This window comes from Candidatus Amoebophilus asiaticus 5a2 (genome assembly GCF_000020565.1).
GTDB classification, from domain to species: Bacteria; Bacteroidota; Bacteroidia; order Cytophagales; family Amoebophilaceae; genus Amoebophilus; species Amoebophilus asiaticus.
On the sequence record NC_010830.1, the window covers coordinates 519,002 to 538,089 of the forward strand.

Annotated in this window: 11 protein-coding genes and 2 pseudogenes; 7 read left to right on the forward strand and 6 right to left on the reverse strand. The window is 36.2% G+C overall.

Annotated features, from left to right (window positions below; all coding sequences use genetic code 11):
- Window positions 1-34 precede the first annotated feature (34 nt).
- Window positions 35-310, reverse strand: coding sequence for a hypothetical protein (locus AASI_RS02250; protein ID WP_012472619.1), 276 nt, complete (start codon window positions 308-310; stop codon window positions 35-37).
- A gap of 118 nt (window positions 311-428) precedes the next feature.
- Window positions 429-1,409 carry a GlxA family transcriptional regulator gene (locus AASI_RS02255; RefSeq protein ID WP_012472620.1) on the reverse strand — a complete coding sequence of 327 codons (981 nt, stop codon included), beginning with the start codon at window positions 1,407-1,409 and terminating at the stop codon, window positions 429-431.
- Between the two features lie 128 nt (window positions 1,410-1,537).
- On the opposite strand from AASI_RS02255, the gene AASI_RS02260 reads away from it, so the two are divergent.
- Window positions 1,538-1,945, forward strand: coding sequence for a VOC family protein (locus AASI_RS02260; RefSeq protein ID WP_012472621.1), 408 nt, complete (start codon window positions 1,538-1,540; stop codon window positions 1,943-1,945).
- A gap of 186 nt (window positions 1,946-2,131) precedes the next feature.
- On the opposite strand, the gene AASI_RS02265 is transcribed toward AASI_RS02260, so the two are convergent.
- Entirely contained in the window at window positions 2,132-3,694 is a 1,563-nt protein-coding gene (locus AASI_RS02265) for an ATP-binding cassette domain-containing protein (protein ID WP_012472622.1), read from the reverse strand.
- A 227-nt stretch (window positions 3,695-3,921) separates the two neighbouring features.
- A complete protein-coding gene (locus AASI_RS02270; protein ID WP_012472623.1) occupies window positions 3,922-4,431 on the reverse strand; it encodes a GNAT family N-acetyltransferase in 510 nt (169 codons plus the stop codon).
- Window positions 4,432-4,720: 289 nt separating this feature from the next.
- Here AASI_RS02270 and AASI_RS02275 point away from each other — a divergent pair, with 289 nt between their 5' ends.
- From AASI_RS02275 to AASI_RS02295, 5 genes are all read left to right on the forward strand, one after another.
- The gene (locus AASI_RS02275; RefSeq protein WP_012472624.1) at window positions 4,721-6,901 is read left to right on the forward strand and encodes a sodium:solute symporter family protein; all 2,181 of its coding nucleotides are present in this window, start codon (window positions 4,721-4,723) and stop codon (window positions 6,899-6,901) included.
- A gap of 107 nt (window positions 6,902-7,008) precedes the next feature.
- Window positions 7,009-7,413, forward strand: a complete 405-nt coding sequence (locus AASI_RS02280) for a hypothetical protein (RefSeq protein ID WP_012472625.1) — start codon at window positions 7,009-7,011, stop codon at window positions 7,411-7,413.
- Between the two features lie 25 nt (window positions 7,414-7,438).
- Window positions 7,439-8,266: an IS5/IS1182 family transposase gene (locus AASI_RS02285; RefSeq protein WP_012472626.1), complete on the forward strand. Its 828-nt coding sequence runs from the start codon at window positions 7,439-7,441 to the stop codon at window positions 8,264-8,266.
- A 251-nt stretch (window positions 8,267-8,517) separates the two neighbouring features.
- Window positions 8,518-11,865, forward strand: coding sequence for a sodium:solute symporter family protein (locus tag AASI_RS02290; RefSeq protein ID WP_238541600.1), 3,348 nt, complete (start codon window positions 8,518-8,520; stop codon window positions 11,863-11,865).
- A 175-nt stretch (window positions 11,866-12,040) separates the two neighbouring features.
- Window positions 12,041-14,161 (forward strand): ComEC/Rec2 family competence protein, encoded by a 2,121-nt coding sequence (locus AASI_RS02295; protein ID WP_012472628.1) that lies wholly within the window; start codon window positions 12,041-12,043, stop codon window positions 14,159-14,161.
- Window positions 14,162-14,339: 178 nt separating this feature from the next.
- On the opposite strand, the pseudogene AASI_RS08575 reads toward AASI_RS02295, so the two are convergent.
- Window positions 14,340-14,426: pseudogene (locus AASI_RS08575) on the reverse strand (IS5/IS1182 family transposase); the annotation flags it as partial.
- A 311-nt stretch (window positions 14,427-14,737) separates the two neighbouring features.
- Here AASI_RS08575 and AASI_RS08775 point away from each other — a divergent pair.
- The gene (locus AASI_RS08775) at window positions 14,738-17,953 is read left to right on the forward strand and encodes a U-box domain-containing protein (RefSeq protein ID WP_012472629.1); all 3,216 of its coding nucleotides are present in this window, start codon (window positions 14,738-14,740) and stop codon (window positions 17,951-17,953) included.
- A 72-nt stretch (window positions 17,954-18,025) separates the two neighbouring features.
- Here AASI_RS08775 and AASI_RS07965 read toward each other — a convergent pair.
- Window positions 18,026-18,990 (reverse strand): annotated as a pseudogene (locus AASI_RS07965) (IS481 family transposase).
- Window positions 18,991-19,088 lie beyond the last annotated feature (98 nt).

Here is a 19,088-nt window from a genome sequence, read left to right on the forward strand (position 1 = left end):
CACACAAAAACTCAACTATTATTCTTACAAGGCACTAGTCAATTTCATAGGTATCAAATTCATTCTTTAAAGATTTGACAACATAAGACTTAATATGCTTCACATTATCTTTTCTAACTTGTTGTCCAATCTCTTGAATTTTTTCATGAATACGAGCATGTAAATCTGGTCTACTGATAATTGATTCTACTTGTCTAAGATGATAGTCTCCTAGCCCAAACAATTCTCGTAAAATATGTCTGATATTTTGAGTATGTGCGCTGTCTAAAACAGGGTTATTGCCCCCCGCGCTTAAATATTTTAAATACATATCCTGTAATAGATTTTTACACTTTGATAGGTGAATCTATTTCAAACCAAATGTTGGCCCGCTTTTTAAGTTCTTCTGATGCAGGCTCAAGAATTTTTTTCCTAAAACCTTAGATTTTTCATACTTGTTGTCCAAGCTCTATATACTTACTTTTATATTCAGAAGGCGAAAGACCAGCATGCTTTCTGAATATACTCCTAAAAGCCTTGATATCCATGTAACCCACTCCAAACATTACCTCATTTACTGTTTTTCGTCCTTTTTCTAATTCGCGTTTGGCTGCCTCTACTTTTACTCGCTGGATATATTCTAATACAGTATTGCCAGTCGCTTTTTTAAATCTTCTTTCAAAAGTTCTTCTACTTATTGCAAAAGTTTTACAAAGATTGTCTACGGTAGGATTACGGTTGTAATGTTCTTCAATATAGCTCTGTGCTAGCTTTACTTCCTGATCAGCATGATCTCTTTGTCCGCTGAAGATAATAAAAGACGACTGTGATCTTCTGCCCATATCTATTTGAAAAATTTTGGAGCAATAAATAGCAGCATCTCTCTCTACCACTTTTTCAATAAAATATAACAATAAGTTAGCGGATGAAAATGCTCCACCTCCAGTATAGATACCCTGCTCATCCGTAAGCAGCTTATCAGTAACCAGATTTACTTTAGGAAATAGATCTTTAAATGGCTGTGCTGCTCGCCAATGAGTTACACACTTTCTTCCATCCAGCAATCCAGTACTTGCCAAAATAAAAGCTCCTATACATAAGCTTATAATCTGAGCACCATTTTCATATTGAGCTTTAATCCATGAAATAAAAGGTTGGTTGTCTTGTATAGCCTTGAGGAAGTCATCTTGTATAGGAGGAATAATAATGATATCTGTTTTATGCACTTCGTTGACCAGTTGGTCGGCTTGAATGGTATATAAATCATTATTTATACTGACCGCAGGAGTTATACTAACAAGATTAACTTTAAACATGGATGGTTTCCCTTGCTCGTTTAGATAAGTGTTGGTTTCTAAAAAGCTCTGACGAGCGTTTTCCATGCCTGCCACATTAACTTGTTTTAATAGTAGTATAGATATATGTTTCATATGCTAAAAGATAGAGGGATAAATTTGACGCAATCAACCCTCTTTATTGTCGTATAAACGCATTAAGCAGGCAAAATCTATTGCTTAGCTTTGTATTAGTATTTACATAATAACGTAAAACCAAAATTATGGCAAAAAATGTTTTTATTAACTTACCGGTAAAAGAATTAGAGCGATCTGAAAAGTTTTTTACCCAACTCGGCTTTACTGTTAATCCACAGTTTTCAGATGATAAGGCCAAGTGCATCGTGATAGGAGATAATATTTTTGTTATGTTGCTTACGGAAGAGTTTTTTCAAGGTTTTACCAAAAAGCCTATTAGCAATGCCAAAGAATTTACTCAAGTTTTAATTGCAATTGATGCTGATAGTAAGGAGGAAGTTATAGAATTGGTCAAAAGAGCACAGCAGGCGGGTGGTACCAAGTATGCAGAACCTATGGATTATGGTTGGATGTATCAGCACAGCTTTGCTGATCTAGACGGACATCAATGGGAGATAGTTTATATGGATCAAAGCAAAATGCCGATAGAGTAACTAAAACTGATACAAAGCGACTTTATAAAGCTGCGCCATCACCAGCTGTGTAGGCTACTTGGTGTGTTTAGAAGCGCAAATTAAGATAGAAGAAACGTTAAAAATAAGAGGCAATCTTACTGTGCGGTTGGGGTTAGTGCCTAACAGCACAGTAAATTTACAAAAGTACCAACAACTAAATTGTTTTTATGGATTAGAGATAATCTCTACTAAATGCCCATCTTTTAATTCAAAAATACGTTTCATATTGCGTAGAAGTGCATGAGAGTGACTAACCATGACCACCGTAGGTACATTATATAATATTTCTGTTAAAATTTGCTTGGCAGATGGTTCATCTAGTGCATTGATGGTTTCGTCTAAAATAATAATTTGAGGATTGCTTTGTAGTGCTTCTTGTAAAAGGTGGCGTTGGTATTCTCCCCCACTAAAAGCTTGCTTTTTTAAATTGATACCATATTTGTGCTCTTCTTCAGCTAGCTCTTGCATATGTTGTATTTGGGGGATATAGCGCAACACCTTACCCAAAGAAATAGGATTGATCTGTGTAATAGGTAAATTGCTATACATTACACTTCCTGAATCTGGCTCAATAAGACCAGCTATAATTTGACATAGTGTCGACTTGCCGCTGCCAGAGGGGCCGAAAATTCCAATTTTATCACCAGGAGTAATGGTCAAATTTATGTCCTCTAATAGATTCCTAGATGTAGTATAGTTAAATGATATTTGTTGTAATTGAATAGGCTGAGAAGTAAAATTCGTTAATTGAAGTGGTTTATTTTCTGAAGGAAGATTAAGGATGTCGAGCGTTTTGTTGATATCAATAATACCTCCAAAAAACCTGGTTAGATTTCGAGTTATTTCCACTAGTGGGTTACGCATAGCTGAAATAAGCCCATATACCAACACTACTTTGTCTAATCCTATTATCCCTCGGCTATAATCAAGCATTAATAAACAAAAGACAATTCCTGCACCTAGGTAAAAGATGCAATCTTGTATCAAATACAATAAATAAAAAAGAATATTGTGTAGCTGCCAAGCATTGGCCTCTAAATCAAATAGTTTCTTGATTTTTAAGTTATATTCTTTGGGGTTAAACCTTATAGTAGCTGTATTATATAAATTCTGTCCCATGGCTGTGGTCACATTATCTGTTAAATGCCAGGCTTTGTATTTAGCACGTGTATAATATTTTAAGCAAAACGATGCTGCTAGTAGGCCTGTGTATGAGGTTCCTATAATGCCTAAGCAAAGCTTATCTGCAGTAAAGAGTGCTATAGATAAACTGATTATTTTGGCAGTGCTTGGAAAGATGGAAATAAAAGAAACCCGCATAAACCCTCTTATACTTTGGGAGATTCGGCTGGTGGCACTGATAATTTCTTGTACATTATACTTTTCTAAGTTCCTTAAATTTACTGTATGAACTTTTAAAAGTGTTTTTAGACGTATCTTTTTAATAGCCTGGTTGGTAACTGGGAAAAATGAAATTTCACGTAAGTTGAATGCGTTCTTTACAAAAAGCCATATTACAAATAGTAAAATAGTATGCTCAAGAAACCATGTTGTTGGTTTGGTTTGTATACTGGTACTAATAAGATTTTTCCAGATATAGGGGAAATAGGTAGTAGCCATAATGTCTAACCCTATTAATAAAAGAGTTGATAGGGTTGCTATCTTTGCTTGTTTGCCATCCCACAAATAAGGCAGTAACAGTTTGTAAATATGTATGACTTTTTTCATGCTGGTAGAGAATATCTATGCTGCTTTAAACTATAGGGTTATTCCAAGAAGCTTGTGACAGTAGTACTTACTCTTGTTGGTATGTTTACACTAAAAGGATTATACTCTTTATTTTTCAAAATTACCTTTTTTATGGTATTCTATAAGCTTTTTACAGGGATAATACATCATCAAATTGTTTATAGCTTAGTTATACAGGCCAGTTTCAGTTATTAATTTAAAATTTATTAACCCTCTTTGTAAGGTTCCTTTATCTTTATATAAGTATAGCTTCTCTCTGAAATACTGACTTTTTTCATTCCTAATTTTTCTAATAGCTGAATGGATGCAATATTATCTTGTTTAACATTTGCTATGATATGGTTTAAAGAACATTTCTGGAATCCATACTGTATAATAGCACTTACAGCTTCAAAAGCATATCCCTTCTTTCTATAATGCTCTAAGATGCCATAGCTTAATATTGTTTCCCTAATTTCTTCATCAAACCGTAGACTACAAAAGCCTATAAATTGCCTAGATTCTTTAATTCTGATTACCCACACACCATAAAGATGTTTATGCCAATGCTCGTATGCATTAAGAAGCCATGCTCTAATTGCACCAACACTGATCTGTATATCTGTATAAAACAGAGTGGTAGTTACTGAAGGGTGGTTTATTAAGATTGCTTCGTCTTCTTTTGATATAGGAGAAAGCATTAACCTAGAGGTCTCTATTTGATTGGTGAATTTCATAAAGTGTATGTTTTTCTATAAGCAGGATAATTAAATTATTAGAAAGTTATTTTATATTATATACAAATTATAAAAATACAAGCCACCTAAAATATCTATAGCTAGCAAAACTCTGATATGCTAGTAAGTGGTCATTTAGCAATAAGTACTTATATATAGTGTATAAATTACTTTTGCTTCTATATAAATAGCTGGATAAACAATTTAAGTCTACTGTGCAGCTTAAGGATATCTTGTGGAAGCCAAGCTTTTGTAGTACTTTATAGCTCCTAACTACATACAGCGTGCAATGAATTATTTCAACATAGATTTTCTGATTGTATATGCGTTTTTAGCTATTACCCTGATTATAGGCATTCGCGCAGGTAGAGGCATTAAGGATATTCGTGAGTATGCTATTGGAAATAAAATGTATGGGACTCTCACCTTAACACTTACATTTTTAGCTACTAATATAGCAGGGATAAGTATTATGGATGGTGCTTCAGGGGTCTTTTTCAATGGAATTGTTAGGATTATTCCAGAAATAGGTGTAGTTATACAAATCCTATTTTTTGCTTTTTTTATAACTCCTAAAGTATTACAATTTAAAGCTGCCCTCACCTTAGGGGATGTAATGGGAGACCTGTATGGTAGGGTTAGCAAAACCATTGCTGGAATACTGGGGCTCTTTTATTCTATATCCATGGTTAGCATGGAATTATTAGGATTAGGTATTACCATTGAAGCACTCTTAGGTTTTCAAGCTAGTTGGACTATTATTATAGGAGGTGTGTTTTTAGCACTGTATTCAAGCTATGGGGGTATTAAGTCAGTTACTATCACCGATGTATTTCAATTTTTAATACTTATTATAGTTATTCCACTCTTAGCTAATATAGCTCTAAAACATGTAGGAGGAATCAAAGTGGTATTTGCTAGTCTTCCTCCAACAAAGTTAGAAATATTTAATCACGAGAATTTTTCTTACTATCTTACTCTTTTCTTGTTATGGAGTATTTTCCCTGTAGGAATTACTAGCCCTCCCATTTTTCAAAGGTTACTAATGGGACGAGATGCACAACAGCTACGTAACCAATATTTTATTGTAAGTGTTTTTCATCCTACTTTTCAGTTATTAATTATGTTAATTGGCTTAGCTGGATTAGTCTTATATCCAACTATTAAAGCTAATAATATTATTCCCCATATCATTCAACAACTATTGCCTGCAGGTGGCAAAGGGTTGGCTATAGCAGGTTTACTGGCGGTAATTATGTCTACAGCTGATTCTTATTTAAATGCCGCTGGGTTAGTATTTGCTCATGACATTGTTAAGCCAGTCTATGATCGAAATGGCTTGAAAATTGATGAACTAAAATGTGCTAGGTACAGTACAGCTATTATAGGTATAACAGCTATTGTCATAGCTTTGAAATCTACAAGCATGCTAGGACTAAGCTTTTTAGCTGTCAAGTTCACAGGCCCTTTACTTATGTTCCCACTCATAGCAGGCATTATGGGATTGAAGGTTGATAAGCAAACTTTTTACACGGCATCACTTACTACACTAGGGGTATTTGTATTCATCAGTTGGCTACTGCCAATAGCTTATGGTCATTTAGGAGTGCCTATTAGTATTTTATCTAATGGCATCACCTTCTTTAGCATGCATGTTATAAAAAATAAAGGATTTGCTATTGCAAAACAGCTGCAGTCTACTATTGAGGTTAATATGCGCTGGCAGTTACGCAGCAGGTCTATATTGGCTAAGCTCAAACAATTTTTGCCTACACCTACTAATCTGCTAGCTTATTCCAGGAATAAAGTAGATATGTATGGAGCCCCTTATGTTTTGTTTGGTGTATTATTGGCCATCAACTATATCTTGCCTTATTTCGCCTGGACTTACGAAGCTCCACAAACATACAATACGCTGTTGATGATTCGTTTCATAGGAGCAGTTTTATGTGGATTGTTGATTGTCAAAGAGAAATGGCCCCGTTTTTTACTGCCTTACTTACCTACTTTTTGGCATTTAACTGTACTCTATTGTCTACCCTTTACCAATACACTACTATTTTTAAATACCCAAGGAAGCATAGAATGTATAGCTAATGTTGCCATAACAACGCTCTTTCTTATTATTGTAGTAGATTGGATGAGTTTTGCTATACTTATGAGCTTAGGGATTTACTTGGTCTGTGTATTTTTTCAGTATTTTTTTGGGAAAATAGAACTGCCTCTTAGCTTTAGTTTGCAATATCTGTTGGTGTATCAATTTATTTTCATCACACTCATAGGACTGCTATTTGTACGTCGTAAGCCCATTAAGAAAACTAGTGCGTCCGATCGTTTTGCAGGCACAGAATTAGGCGAGCAAATGGAATTTGCCATACAGGTTACTAGCCGATTGGTAGACCACCTGTTTTTTTATTTCAAGAACACCCATCAAGTCTGGAGCAACGATAGGGATGGATTTATACATTAGCTAGCCATGGCATGCAAACCATAGAGGACCCAGAGCTTTACAGAATTATACGCAATATGCTACCTATACTTTTTACCATGAAAAAATAAACTAAAAAGGCTATAAAGTTGCTTCACACGTCTGTTAAATCTAAGCTGATAGCTGCCAATCTAGTCCTAAATAAAATAAAAGCTTGTGCGCCAGAAGCCTTATTTGAGCTAAGTATCCAATATCCAAGCTATGAATATAGGATATACCAGCTAGTATGGAACGAACAACCCAAGCCTTGTTTCCGACTGATAACCTTACAAGTATATGATAATCATATACATATTAAACACTATACCAATCTTTTATCAAAATCAGAGTTATCTTCTGTATTTGCTGCTTTTCCTGCTAAAACGAGACCTAGTGATAGCACAGCTAGCAAGGCTTTAATGGATCTAGTGAGAGGACGTTTAGAAGCAAGTATCTATACAGTAGAACTGCTGCGAAAAAGGTTGACAAAGAAGATAAAAAGGGTTAAGATGTAATTCTTATTATATAAAAGGAATAAGTATGCATTTAACCTACGCGAGGATAAGCAAACATCCCTATAACTTTATAAGAATAACTGGCTTGAGACTAGAAACCTTTGAGCAATTAGTTTTAAAAGTAAGGCCTCTCTTTGAAGAGTTAGAATCGAGCAAGCTGCGCCATGGTAGGATGAGTCATTTACCTACCATGGAAGATAAATTGCTCTGTGTACTCATGTATTATCGCACTTATATTAGCCATGTGTTTTTAGGCTATTTGTTTAACTTACACAACGCTAACATATGCCGCTTGTTAAGAAAAATGGAGCCATTACTAGCTAAGAAGATTAGCATTAAAAAAGATCGCAGCTTAACCTCAGAAAAGGTATTGCGCATATTAGCAGATGTGAGCGAGCAGCCTACACAAAGACCTACTAAGAAGCAAAAGAAATCATATTCAGGCAAGAAAAAGCGACATACTATAAAAACAGAGATAGTTATTAGAGAAGATGGAAAGATACTCTCTGTATCCAAATCCCATAAAGGAAAAGTGCATGACTTTAAAATCCGTAAAGGAGAAAAACTCTTACCTAAGGAAAGCTTAAAGCTAGCAGATAGTGGTTATCAAGGCTGGCAAAAGCTACAGAGCAATGTCATGATTCCCTACAAAAAGAGCCGTAAGCGGCCATTAACCAAGGAGCAGAGAGAACATAACAGAAAGCTAGCGTCTATACGTATGAAGGTGGAGCATAAGATAAGAGAGATCAAGGTGTTTAAGATTATGTCAGAAGTTTACCGTAACTTTGAGAAGAAATATAACCTGCGCTTTAATATTATAGCGGGTATGATAAACTTCAAGCATGCTTTTTAACAAATAGCATCGCTACTGGCAAGATTCTCTCTCTGTTTTATTCAAATTCCTACTCTATTTTATCTCTTTCGCAGCAGCTCTAGTGTATAAAATACCTTTCCCTTGTATGGAAATAGCTGCTTAGCCCTATCCAGCTATAAACTAACCAGGACTAGTATATACTTTTGACCATATTGTAGATGTATTTTCTTGTGTAAATCAGTCTTTTAGCATAGCTTATGGCTCCCTATTACATAACAAATACTATTACTATGAATTACTTCAGCATAGATCTTCTTATTGTATATGCGTTTTTAGCTACTACCCTGATTATAGGCATTCGGGCAGGTAGAGGCATTAAGGATATTCGTGAGTATGCTATTGGAAATAAAATGTATGGGGCAGCTATACTTGTTTTTACTTTTTTAGCCACTAATATAGGTGGAGCTAGCACGCTTAATGCTGCGGCGGATGTTTTCTCAAATGGTATTATTAGAACTCTTGCTACCCTAGGAGTTATCATACAAATTTTCATATTTGCTATAATTATTGTGCCCCATATGAAACACTTTACTAACCATTTGACTATGGGTGATGTAATGGGTAGCTTATATGGGAGATATAGCCAGATCCTTACAGGTATATTAGGAACGCTGTACTCTTTTTGTATGATTGGTATGGAACTGTTTATGCTTGGTATTGTCTGCCAATCATTGTTAGGCATACCAGCCAGTTGGGGAATTATAGTGGGTGGACTTTTATTAACAATTTATTCGGCTTATGGAGGTATTAAAGCAGTAACTGCTACTGATGTATTTCAATTTCTTATTTTATTTATAGTTATTCCATTGATAGCTAGTATAGCCATTAACAAGGTAGGGGGTATTAAGGAAGTGTTCCTTCAAGTTCCAGCAGATAGGTTTAAGGTATTTACACATGAAAAATTCTCTTTTTATCTAACCTTATTCTTGATTTGGAGTGTTTTACCCTTAGGGCTTGTAAGTCCTCCTATTTTTCAACGACTTTTGATGGCCAAACAAACAGAACAGCTACGTAAACAATATTTAATAGTGGCTGGTTTAGATCCTTTGTTACGCATAACCATTATGTTGATTGGACTAGCTGGACTAGTGCTTTATCCATACATTCAGGCAGCTGATGTTATGCCCCATATTATAAAAGAACTCTTGCCAATAGGTATTAGAGGATTGGCTATAGCTGGCATGTTGGCTGTGGTTATATCTACGGCTGATTCTTATTTACATACTGCTGGTTTATTGCTTGTTCATGATGTTATTAAGCCTATTTTTGGACAAAAGAAGATTTTTTTTAATGAATTGCATTGGACTAAATATTGTACTTTTCTCATAGGTACAATAAGCATTATAATAGGTTTAAAATCGACTAATCCTCTTAGCTTAAGTTTTGGAGCCATGCGCATAGCAGGCCCTGTTTTATTGTTTCCACTACTAGCCGGAATTATAGGGCTTAAACCAGATAAGAAGCCTTTTTATGTGTCCATGGTAATTACCGTGTTTACCTTTATTATAACCACTTTCTACTTGCCTAAAAGTCAAGCGCATTTCGGAGTGCCTATTAGTATTGTTGTTAATGCGATCAGCTTTTTTATTGTTCATCTTATACAAAATCGAGGCGTTGCTATGGTTGATAGAAATTATAGTGAGTCTTCCAGAATAATACCAAGCGCAGGTAGTAAAACCATCCAAGATCAGCTCAAGTCCTATATCCCTACATTATCTAATATTATTCGATATTCACAACAACGTGTTCGACAATATGGGGCTCCTTATATCTTATTTGGGATATTTTTTACCATTAACTTTACTTATCCATATTTCATGTGGAGTTCTAGCGGACTGCAAGCCCCTAATCTAATGCTTGCATTACGATTGGTAGGAGCGTTCGCTTGTGGGCTTTTAATTGTGCAATCGAAATGGCCTAAATCTTTACTTCCTTATATGCCTACCTATTGGCACTTAACCATACTTTATTGTTTGCCTTTTATGAGTACTATGATGTTTCTACTTACCCAAGGTAGCACAGAGTGGCTCATTAATATTGCCATTGTGATCATCCTGCTTTTTATACTGGTAGATTGGGTTACTGCTATGATACTAGGCATCCTTGGTGTAAGCTTGGCAGCTATATTTTATAAATTATTTGTCGGAGCAATACATTTCTCGTTAGATTTTTCTTCTAAATACTTGCTGCTATATCAAGGTATTTTTGGGTTGTTTATTGGCCTTATTTTTGCCCGTAGAAAAGAACAAAGGTTCGACTTTCTTCTACAACGCAACCAACAACTCACCGAAGTCCAGCAAAAAAACCGTGCAGAGCTGGCAGAAACTCTTGCCTACAGAGAACAACTGTTTCAAGAGCTTAATCCAGATGAAGCAGCCCTTTTTGATGAGGTAACTACGGCTTATATCAAGCAAGCGATTTATCGTATGACTGATTATATGCGCTTAGATGTAACGTCTATAAGTCTAGATGAACTGCAAAAAGCATTATCAGACGCCTATAAGCTGCAAGGTATTGAACAATCTGAGCTTCTGTTTCATAAAGATACAAAACAGATGGCTCTCCAAGCGGACGTTGCCAAGTTAAAGCAACTTTTACTTAATGCGATCAACTACACACAACAATATAACACTGATAATAACCCTATTACCATATCCATAGAGGATGCCTTACTAGGACATGATATAGCTCACATGCAAAACTATACGCGTAAATTGGAAGGGTTAAAAATAACTATTACCACAAAACAAGCTTTACCTCTAACCCAGCCTATTTATAAAATAGATCCTGCTAAATCTAGCACCTGGGTACCTCAGCATGAAGATGAATTCTTATTGGTAGAAAATGCCCGGATTATCGATGCGCATTATGGATATATGTATGCCAAATCAAGGCACACACAAGTGTATGTATTCCCTGTTAAGCTAAGGGAAATTCGTGGCAAGGTGATGGAGCTTATCAAAGAGTCAGCAGCTGCAGACCCAGGAGAATTGAGCCATCCGCTAGCCATACAACTCGAGCAAGAACTTTTAAAGAAGCTTAAAGGGACACAAGTAGATATAGTCCTTATTCAGAAGGCGCTAGATATCATCAAGAGATACCATGGAGGTGTAAAAAGAAAATCAGGAGAACCCTTTTTTACTCATCCTATAGCTGTAGCACTAATTTTATTAGAATATTCACAAGATCAAGATGCTATTTTAGGAGCTTTGTTGCATGATACAGTAGAAGATACTAGCCTATCACTCGCGCATATTCGTATGCTTTTTGGAGAAACAGTGGCATTTTTAGTAGCCAAAGCAACTAATCTAGAAGATCGTGAGCGACGAATAAGCTTAACCGATAAAGAAAATCTAGCTCGAATTCTAAACTATGAAGATCCTAGGGCACCTCTGATAAAATTATCAGATCGGTTGCATAACATGCGTACCATCCAGTTTCACTCTTCGGTAGCTAAACGTAAATATATTTCTCAAGAGACATTAGATTATTTTGTGCCATTAGCAAGAAAATTAGGTTTAGAAAAAATGTCTGTTGAACTGGAGCAGCTAAGCCGAGCAATAGTATTTAATAATTAAGGGATATGCTAAAAAGATAGGATAGATATATATAGAATATTTCTGCTTATTTGTTAAAGATAGTGCTATTATAAGGTAGTAGACGGGTTGTCAAGTTAATTTGTTTTCCTTATTCTTATGCTATGCACAGTAATTGATATATGTTAAAAGTCTCCTATAGAAAATTCTTATAAGGATGTCTTTTTGGTCTGCTTTTCCTTTTGTACGCATTACCATTTTTTTTATTGGTGGTATTCTATGGGCCTACTACTATGGTCCCTTATCATATAAATTAGTAATGCTGGGAACAATTGTACTGGCTACTAGTTATCTAATCCTAATTATTATCTGGCAACGTGCCAGGTTCTATTTTTTAAATTCTTGGCTAGGAATAATAGGATTGTCTAACATCTTTTTTGCAGGCTGCTTATGCCTTTTAAATTATCAGGGTAATGCTAATTCAGTAAAGTTACAGCATCAGGTAGATGACATAAAAGCATATGTTGCAGTGGCGTTGGAAGATGCTATTATAAAAGAGGACCGCTTGTCTGTTACAGTAGCTATTCAGCAAGCTCACATACAAGGTAAATGGGAAAACTTAACAGGTAAAGTGCATTTATTGGTAGATAAGCCTTCCGCAGCTACAATTCAGTACGGAGAGGTGTATATGATTGTAGGTAAACCTCATCTGATTGCTGTCCCGCGTAATCCTGAAGAATTTAACTATAAACGCTTTTTGAGCCATAAACATATTTACTACCAACATCAAGTATATCTAAATTATATACGCAAGATAACATATGCACCTCCTAGCTCCTTGCAAGCTATTTGCCTAAGAATTCGTAAGTTTTGCAAGGAAGTACTGACTCAGCATATAGAGGGTTTGAATGAAAGGGGTATAGCTCTTGCTTTAGTATTGGGTATAAAAGATGAGCTGAATGCAAAAGTGCGAGATGCTTATGCTAGCGCAGGAACCATGCATATATTAGCAGTTTCTGGTTTGCATGTAGGTATATTATATTGGTTGCTGAGTGTTCTATTATACAGGCGTAAGAAATCTCAAACAAGGAGCAAGTGGCTTGGTTCTATACTGATATGTGGAGCGCTTTGGATATATGCTGGTATGACGGGTTTAACACCTTCTGTAGTACGTGCTACCCTGATGTTCAGTCTCGTAATTGTGGCAAGGCTATTGGGTAGGGCAGGCAATATTTATAATCTATTATCAGTATCTGCTTTTATATTATTGTTAATTAATCCACTGTTGATTTTTTCAGTTAGCTTTCAGCTATCTTATTTGGCGGTATTAGGCATCATATATTTGCAACCTAAAATTTATGGTTGGTTCAACTTTAAGAATATAGTGTTTCGTCAACTTTGGCTATGGACCTCTGTGTCTTTAGCTGCACAATTGGCCACTACGCCGATTAGCTTATATTATTTTCATCAATTTCCAACTTATTTCATTTTTTCAAATTGGGTAGTAGTACCAGCAGCCTTCTTTATTTTTATTTTAGGATTGTGTGTATTATTTACTTGTTGGTGGGTTAAGTTAAGCGTTTACATAGCTTGGATACTTGAATATTTGGCTGGCTTAGTTAATCAATTTGTAGCATGGATTAGTAGCCTTCCTTACAGTGTAGTGTTTGATATCTATATTCATACGCAAGACTTATTGCTATGGTATGGATTAATAATAAGTGTGCTGGTATTTCTGGCTAAAAGAAAATTCTGGTTACTTTGGCCTATTAGTTCAATTGCTGTGCTGCTTAGCATACGTACTACACTAGCTATTATACAACATGCACACCAACAGGGTATAGTTTTTTATAGTATTCCTGGTCATCAAGCAGTTGGTTTGTTGAAAGGTAGAGAGAATCTACTATTGGTTGATGAAGAATTATATAAGCAGGATAAAAAGTTTGTCTATCATGTTAAGTCTAGCCAGGTAGCCATAGGTATACATAAGAATTATAGTTATACTTTTAAGCAAGCAAGTGATAAGGCTACTATACCTTTATCGGATTGGCATGGAATTACAATAGGTGTATGGAATCAGAAGAAATTTATTTTTCTTAATAAGTCAGGCTCATATTTCCCTGACTTGCAGCAAAAAATTTACACAGATTTTTTAGTAATAGAAGGGAATAGCATACAATCTTTAAAGCTGCTATTGGAACAGTTTGAGTTTAAATGTTTAATCATAGGGGCTTCTACTACCAAACAGCTAGACCGATGGCTTAAAGAAGAAGCCGACAGATTACAGCTTAATAATCACTCTTTACGTCAACAAGGAGCTTTAAAAGTCTTTTGGTGAGGCAATATAGAGGCTGAAAAACGTTTACTTAGTGGGTTAATTAAATTTTTAATGCCTAAACTTATTATTTTACAAAAGCTAACATGGCTTTTTTTATACTTTTTTATACACATTTTCTCTCTTGATTTTTCTTAATTGTATATAATATGGTTCCATTTTTTTTCTAGTCGCCGTTTCGCAGCGACTCAAATGTTTTTAGCCTTATGTCAGTTATTCTCCTAAAATTGTATGGGTACTTGCTTATTCTAGCGTAGGTTAAATGCATACTTATTTCTTTTATTTACCAAAGTTTACATGGAACCCTTTTTACCTTATTTATCAACTTTTCTCGCAGCAGGTTTAACGTTAGTGTTTTAAATTAAGTAAGCATAAACAGCTTTTTTATTAAAAGTTTTATGGCCTATGATCATAAGCTATTTACCATAGCCATTTATTATTTGAAAGTTTTTTATCCCATTGGCCTCTTATTTGATATAAAAGATACTTTAAATATAATTTAAAGTGGTAAAAAGGCTAGTATGTTTTTGTAAATGAGGTGTTTACTTATTATTATGCTTCCCGTATAAACACTCCACTATGAAAAAGACTTATCCGCTGTTTCAGCAATATATATCCTATGTTTTACTTATCAGCTTTTTCTTACAAAGCTGTGGAGGGTTAAATAATTTAATTATACCTATGGGCGAAGAAAAAGACCCACAGATACAACGATATACCCAGCAACAACTAACCCCACAAATACAAACCAACATCCAGCCTTTAGCAAGTCAAGAGCTAACAGCAGAAGGGGGGCATAGCGTCACACTTTACCAGGAAGCAGGTAAGCTGAAAGCGGATGTCAAGATGAGTGCATCTGAAGGGTTTAGTAAAACCTATCATAGAATAGATGTGGATGTTGAGCAAGGCGCAGAACTCGCTAGCTTACCTCATCTGAGCAAGCAAGCACAACAATATCGTATTCATCTGCAATTAGCCAAAGGCGAGCAGCCAGCAAAAGTAGTTATTTACAAGGGAGCGGGCTTGATGGGGGGGATGTTGCAAGGAGAAGAGGAAGCAGAAGAAGAGGACTCAGAAGATGAAGCCATTCCCAACGAATGCTTTTGTTCCATCACCCAAGAGATTATGGAAGACCCAGTCATTGCGCAGGATGGCCATACCTATGAAAGAGCAGCAATACAGCAATGGTTTAATACAGGAAGACGCACTAGCCCTAGAACTGGCGCTAGACTGCTTAGTACCGATCTGATTGCTAATTATACCATGCGTAGTCTGATTCAGGATTTAAAGGTACAAATACCTGTTTTAGCTAGGCATCAGTTAAATATGGGTAATATCGAAGCAGCCATTAAACTGCGTGAAGAAGATATACAGCAAGAGCTAGAATTAAAAGGTAGTCTATTACAGCAACAGCAGCAAAGGGCTATCCAATTAGAGGGGCAATTAGCTCAGATGCAGCAGCCTGCTTCACAAATTTCTTCTAGAAGTAGATTTTCACATCTACAACCAGCAAATAGGATACGTACGGAAGAGGAATCAGGAGTTGAAGGGATTATAGTTTTCTGTGGTAACCCAGGAGTTGGGAAAAGTTCTTTGTGTAATTCTATTTTTCAAAAACCTGTTTTTAAATCAGGGGCAATGATTGGGAAAGGAATGACTACCAAGGAACAAGAATTTAAACATGTAGACAACTTATATATTGATACCCCTGGCTTGGATGATGTAAAGTTACGGGATAAGGCTGCCGAAGAAATAGAAAAAGCACTTAAACATAATGATAACTATAAAATAATTTTTGTTGCTATGCTAGATTCAGGCAGAATAAGGCCTGCTGACCTTGCAACTGTTAATGCAGTTTGTGGGGCTATTAAAGTTCCTTTTGAATTTGGACTTATTTTCAATAAAGTTACCCCCCGTATTATTAAGCAAATCAATCAAGAAGGCTTAGAACCATATTTGACGACCTTGGTTAAACAACCTATATCAACGCTTATTCTTAAAAAGGATAGTGATATGGAGGATGAAGAAGATGTATATTTTCCAATGAACAGCGATAATCGAGATAAACTGGTAAAGTTTACTTGTAGGCTACCAGGAAACAGAATCCTTGAGAAAGATGTTAATAGAATAGATATCACTAATTTCCAAGAAAAGGTCAATGAAATAGAAAGAAAATATAAACAAGAAATAGCTGAGTTAAGTAAAAGAAATTCAGAACAAGCTGTTAGAATAAACACTATACATGCTCAATTACAGCAATCAAGCGAAGAGCTTAAAAAGCAGAAGGAAGAGTTTGAAGAAAGGGAGCGTATAAGAAGCGAAGAACTCAGACAACAAAGGGAAGAAATAGAAAGGATAAAACAACAGCAGGAAAGAGAAGAGGCTAAAAGGAAAAATTGGGAAGAAAAAGAAAATGAAGAGTATGAGAAGACAGTGAAACAATACCAAGCTACAAGTAAATGCTTAGAGGTACGAGAAGAAAACTCACTCGGGGCACAAAAGCAACCATCCGTGATGCAGTTGGTCAAGGGGGCCGATGAAACATTGGAAGCGCCTCTGGCAACAGGAAAGAATGTTATGCTTAAAATAAGTATAGACCTAAAAAGTCTTGGAAGATATACGGAGAAAGGGCATATGAGTGTTCCCGCTCGGCTTTTTCTGACTGATTTCGCTTCTTCTCCTCTAAACTACCCGGATATTAACTTTGAAATTAAAGTTGATTGTGAAGCCACGCCTGTCAGGTGTGTCTTGCCGCATAAGCCCCCCTCTTTTGGAAGCTACGCAGAATTTACGCAGTGGCTAGGGCAGGGATATTTTAGTAATCAAGTTAATGTTGCTTATGATTTTTCTGTGGACGTGCAAGACTTAGCTCCCTCTTTAGCACAGTATCTATTTTCTATTCCGCCTGGCGGTTATCGCTTCATTGGAACGCACGTGGTTGATAACATAAAAATTATCCCTGATAAGTATAATCCAAGCGTCAGCTATGTTTCAAAAAGGGAAATTGAAAATACCACTGTTGTAGAACTTAGTGGTACCCTTTATCTCAACAAGAAGTCCTATCCCATCACGGCTCATCGACAAGTATTTCCTCATCCGAAGATTGAAGATACTGTTTTTCAAAAGGATCCTTCAAAAAAGTTTTATCATTTCCAAGGGCTCGTGCAAGGTGAGATAACAGCAAAGGTCACTTATGAAGAGTTTCCAAAAACTCGGCTTAAAGATTGGCCGGGAGCACCATCTGAAACCTATAATTTACTGCAGAAACGACCTGCGGGCGATAACAAGGAACAAATAGAACATTTATCCTGTTTGGAGGGCAGCACTGGAAAAGAGGTAAATATTACGGATGGTAAAATGTTTTCTGTTGTTAGCGCTGCGAAAGAGGGGAAAACCCCAATATTTCAAGAATGTATTATACAAGATGCGCAAGGTCGGGAGTATATAGTCATCTATAGGTTGTGCGCTCCCATTAGGGACTTAGAAACGAGCATTTCTGGGGCTATAAACAGCCTCCGACCATTCCAACTAAAACCATACGAGGAGCCCAAGTCAGTATTGACATGCCGTTATGAGGGGGGCTGTGGACTGGATGGTGCCCATGGGATGCAACGCACCCACAGATCCTCCTGTTATGTTACCAGAATGGTAACGGTGACCCCAACGGACGAACAGCAAAAAAATAATTGGCGAGTTCGAGACACTCAGATTAATAAATTAAAGGAGCTGATGAGAGAATATTATCGATTAACAGGTGAACAACATCCCCGCTGGGATGAATTCCAAATCGATTAACAGGTGAACAACATCCCCGCTGGGATGAATTCCAAAACATGAGCTAGTTCCTCGACACAGCCCTAGCAGGCATTAAGAAGGATAAATTTTGTTTAGTCCCTTAGTGAAGGTATTAATATTTTGGTGAAAAAGCTGAGGGATTTTTTGCCATTGTTCCTCTATAAATTGCCAAGGGGTTTTGCCTCTTAAAGCTTTGAGTCTACGAGCGAAATTATAAGCTAACAAGAAGTCATTTAGATGACGCTTTAATTGTTGGTGGTTGCTATAATAATAGCTTTGTACAGTCGCTGTTTAATAGTTCTGTTTATACGCTCCACCTGGCCATTAGTCCATGGATGAGCTACTTGAGTCCTTCTATGTGTAATCCCTTCTTGTTCACAAATACGACCAAACATATGCTCCAATGCTAATTCTCCTTCTTTTCTATTGGTAAATTGTACTCCATTATCTGTTAGTATTTTATGGATCTTATAGGGAACACAAGCTATTAGATCTTCTAGAAAGCCTACTGCTGCCGACTTAGAAGCAAATTCATATAGACTAGCATAGCAAAATTTACTAGTCCTATCTATTGCTACAAATAAATATAGTTTACCCTGTGCTGTTTGCATTTCTGCTATGTCTATATGAAAATAACGGGTGGGATAGACTTTAAACTGCTTCTTAATTGCTTTCTCCTTAGCCTGTCCTTTCTCTAGCTTAGGACAGTCATGACGCTAAAAACAGCGATGCAAAGTAGAACGAGATAAGTGAGATATGATTTCTTGTAAAGTATACAGACAATCATCCAAAGGCAATTGAGTGGGCTTTCTAAAAGCAATAACAACTTGTTCCTCTTGCTGGGTTAATACTTTAGAGCGTTTTACTTTAGGTCCCATGGGTGAATCTTGGCAAGAAGTCCTGTTTTTCCATTTAGCTATCGTTTTACGATTAACTCCATATTGTCTAGCAAGTGTTGCTATGTTCTGTTTTGATAGCTGTATTTCTCTGCGGGTTTTCTCTGTTGTCCTGGCGCATTTATGTAATAGTTGGCTCATAATCTTTTTGCTTGATTTTGGTCCCTTATATTAGCTATGCTGATATAACCATAATTGTTAGGGATCAAACATCTAGTAAGCTTGAACTTTGTACTTCA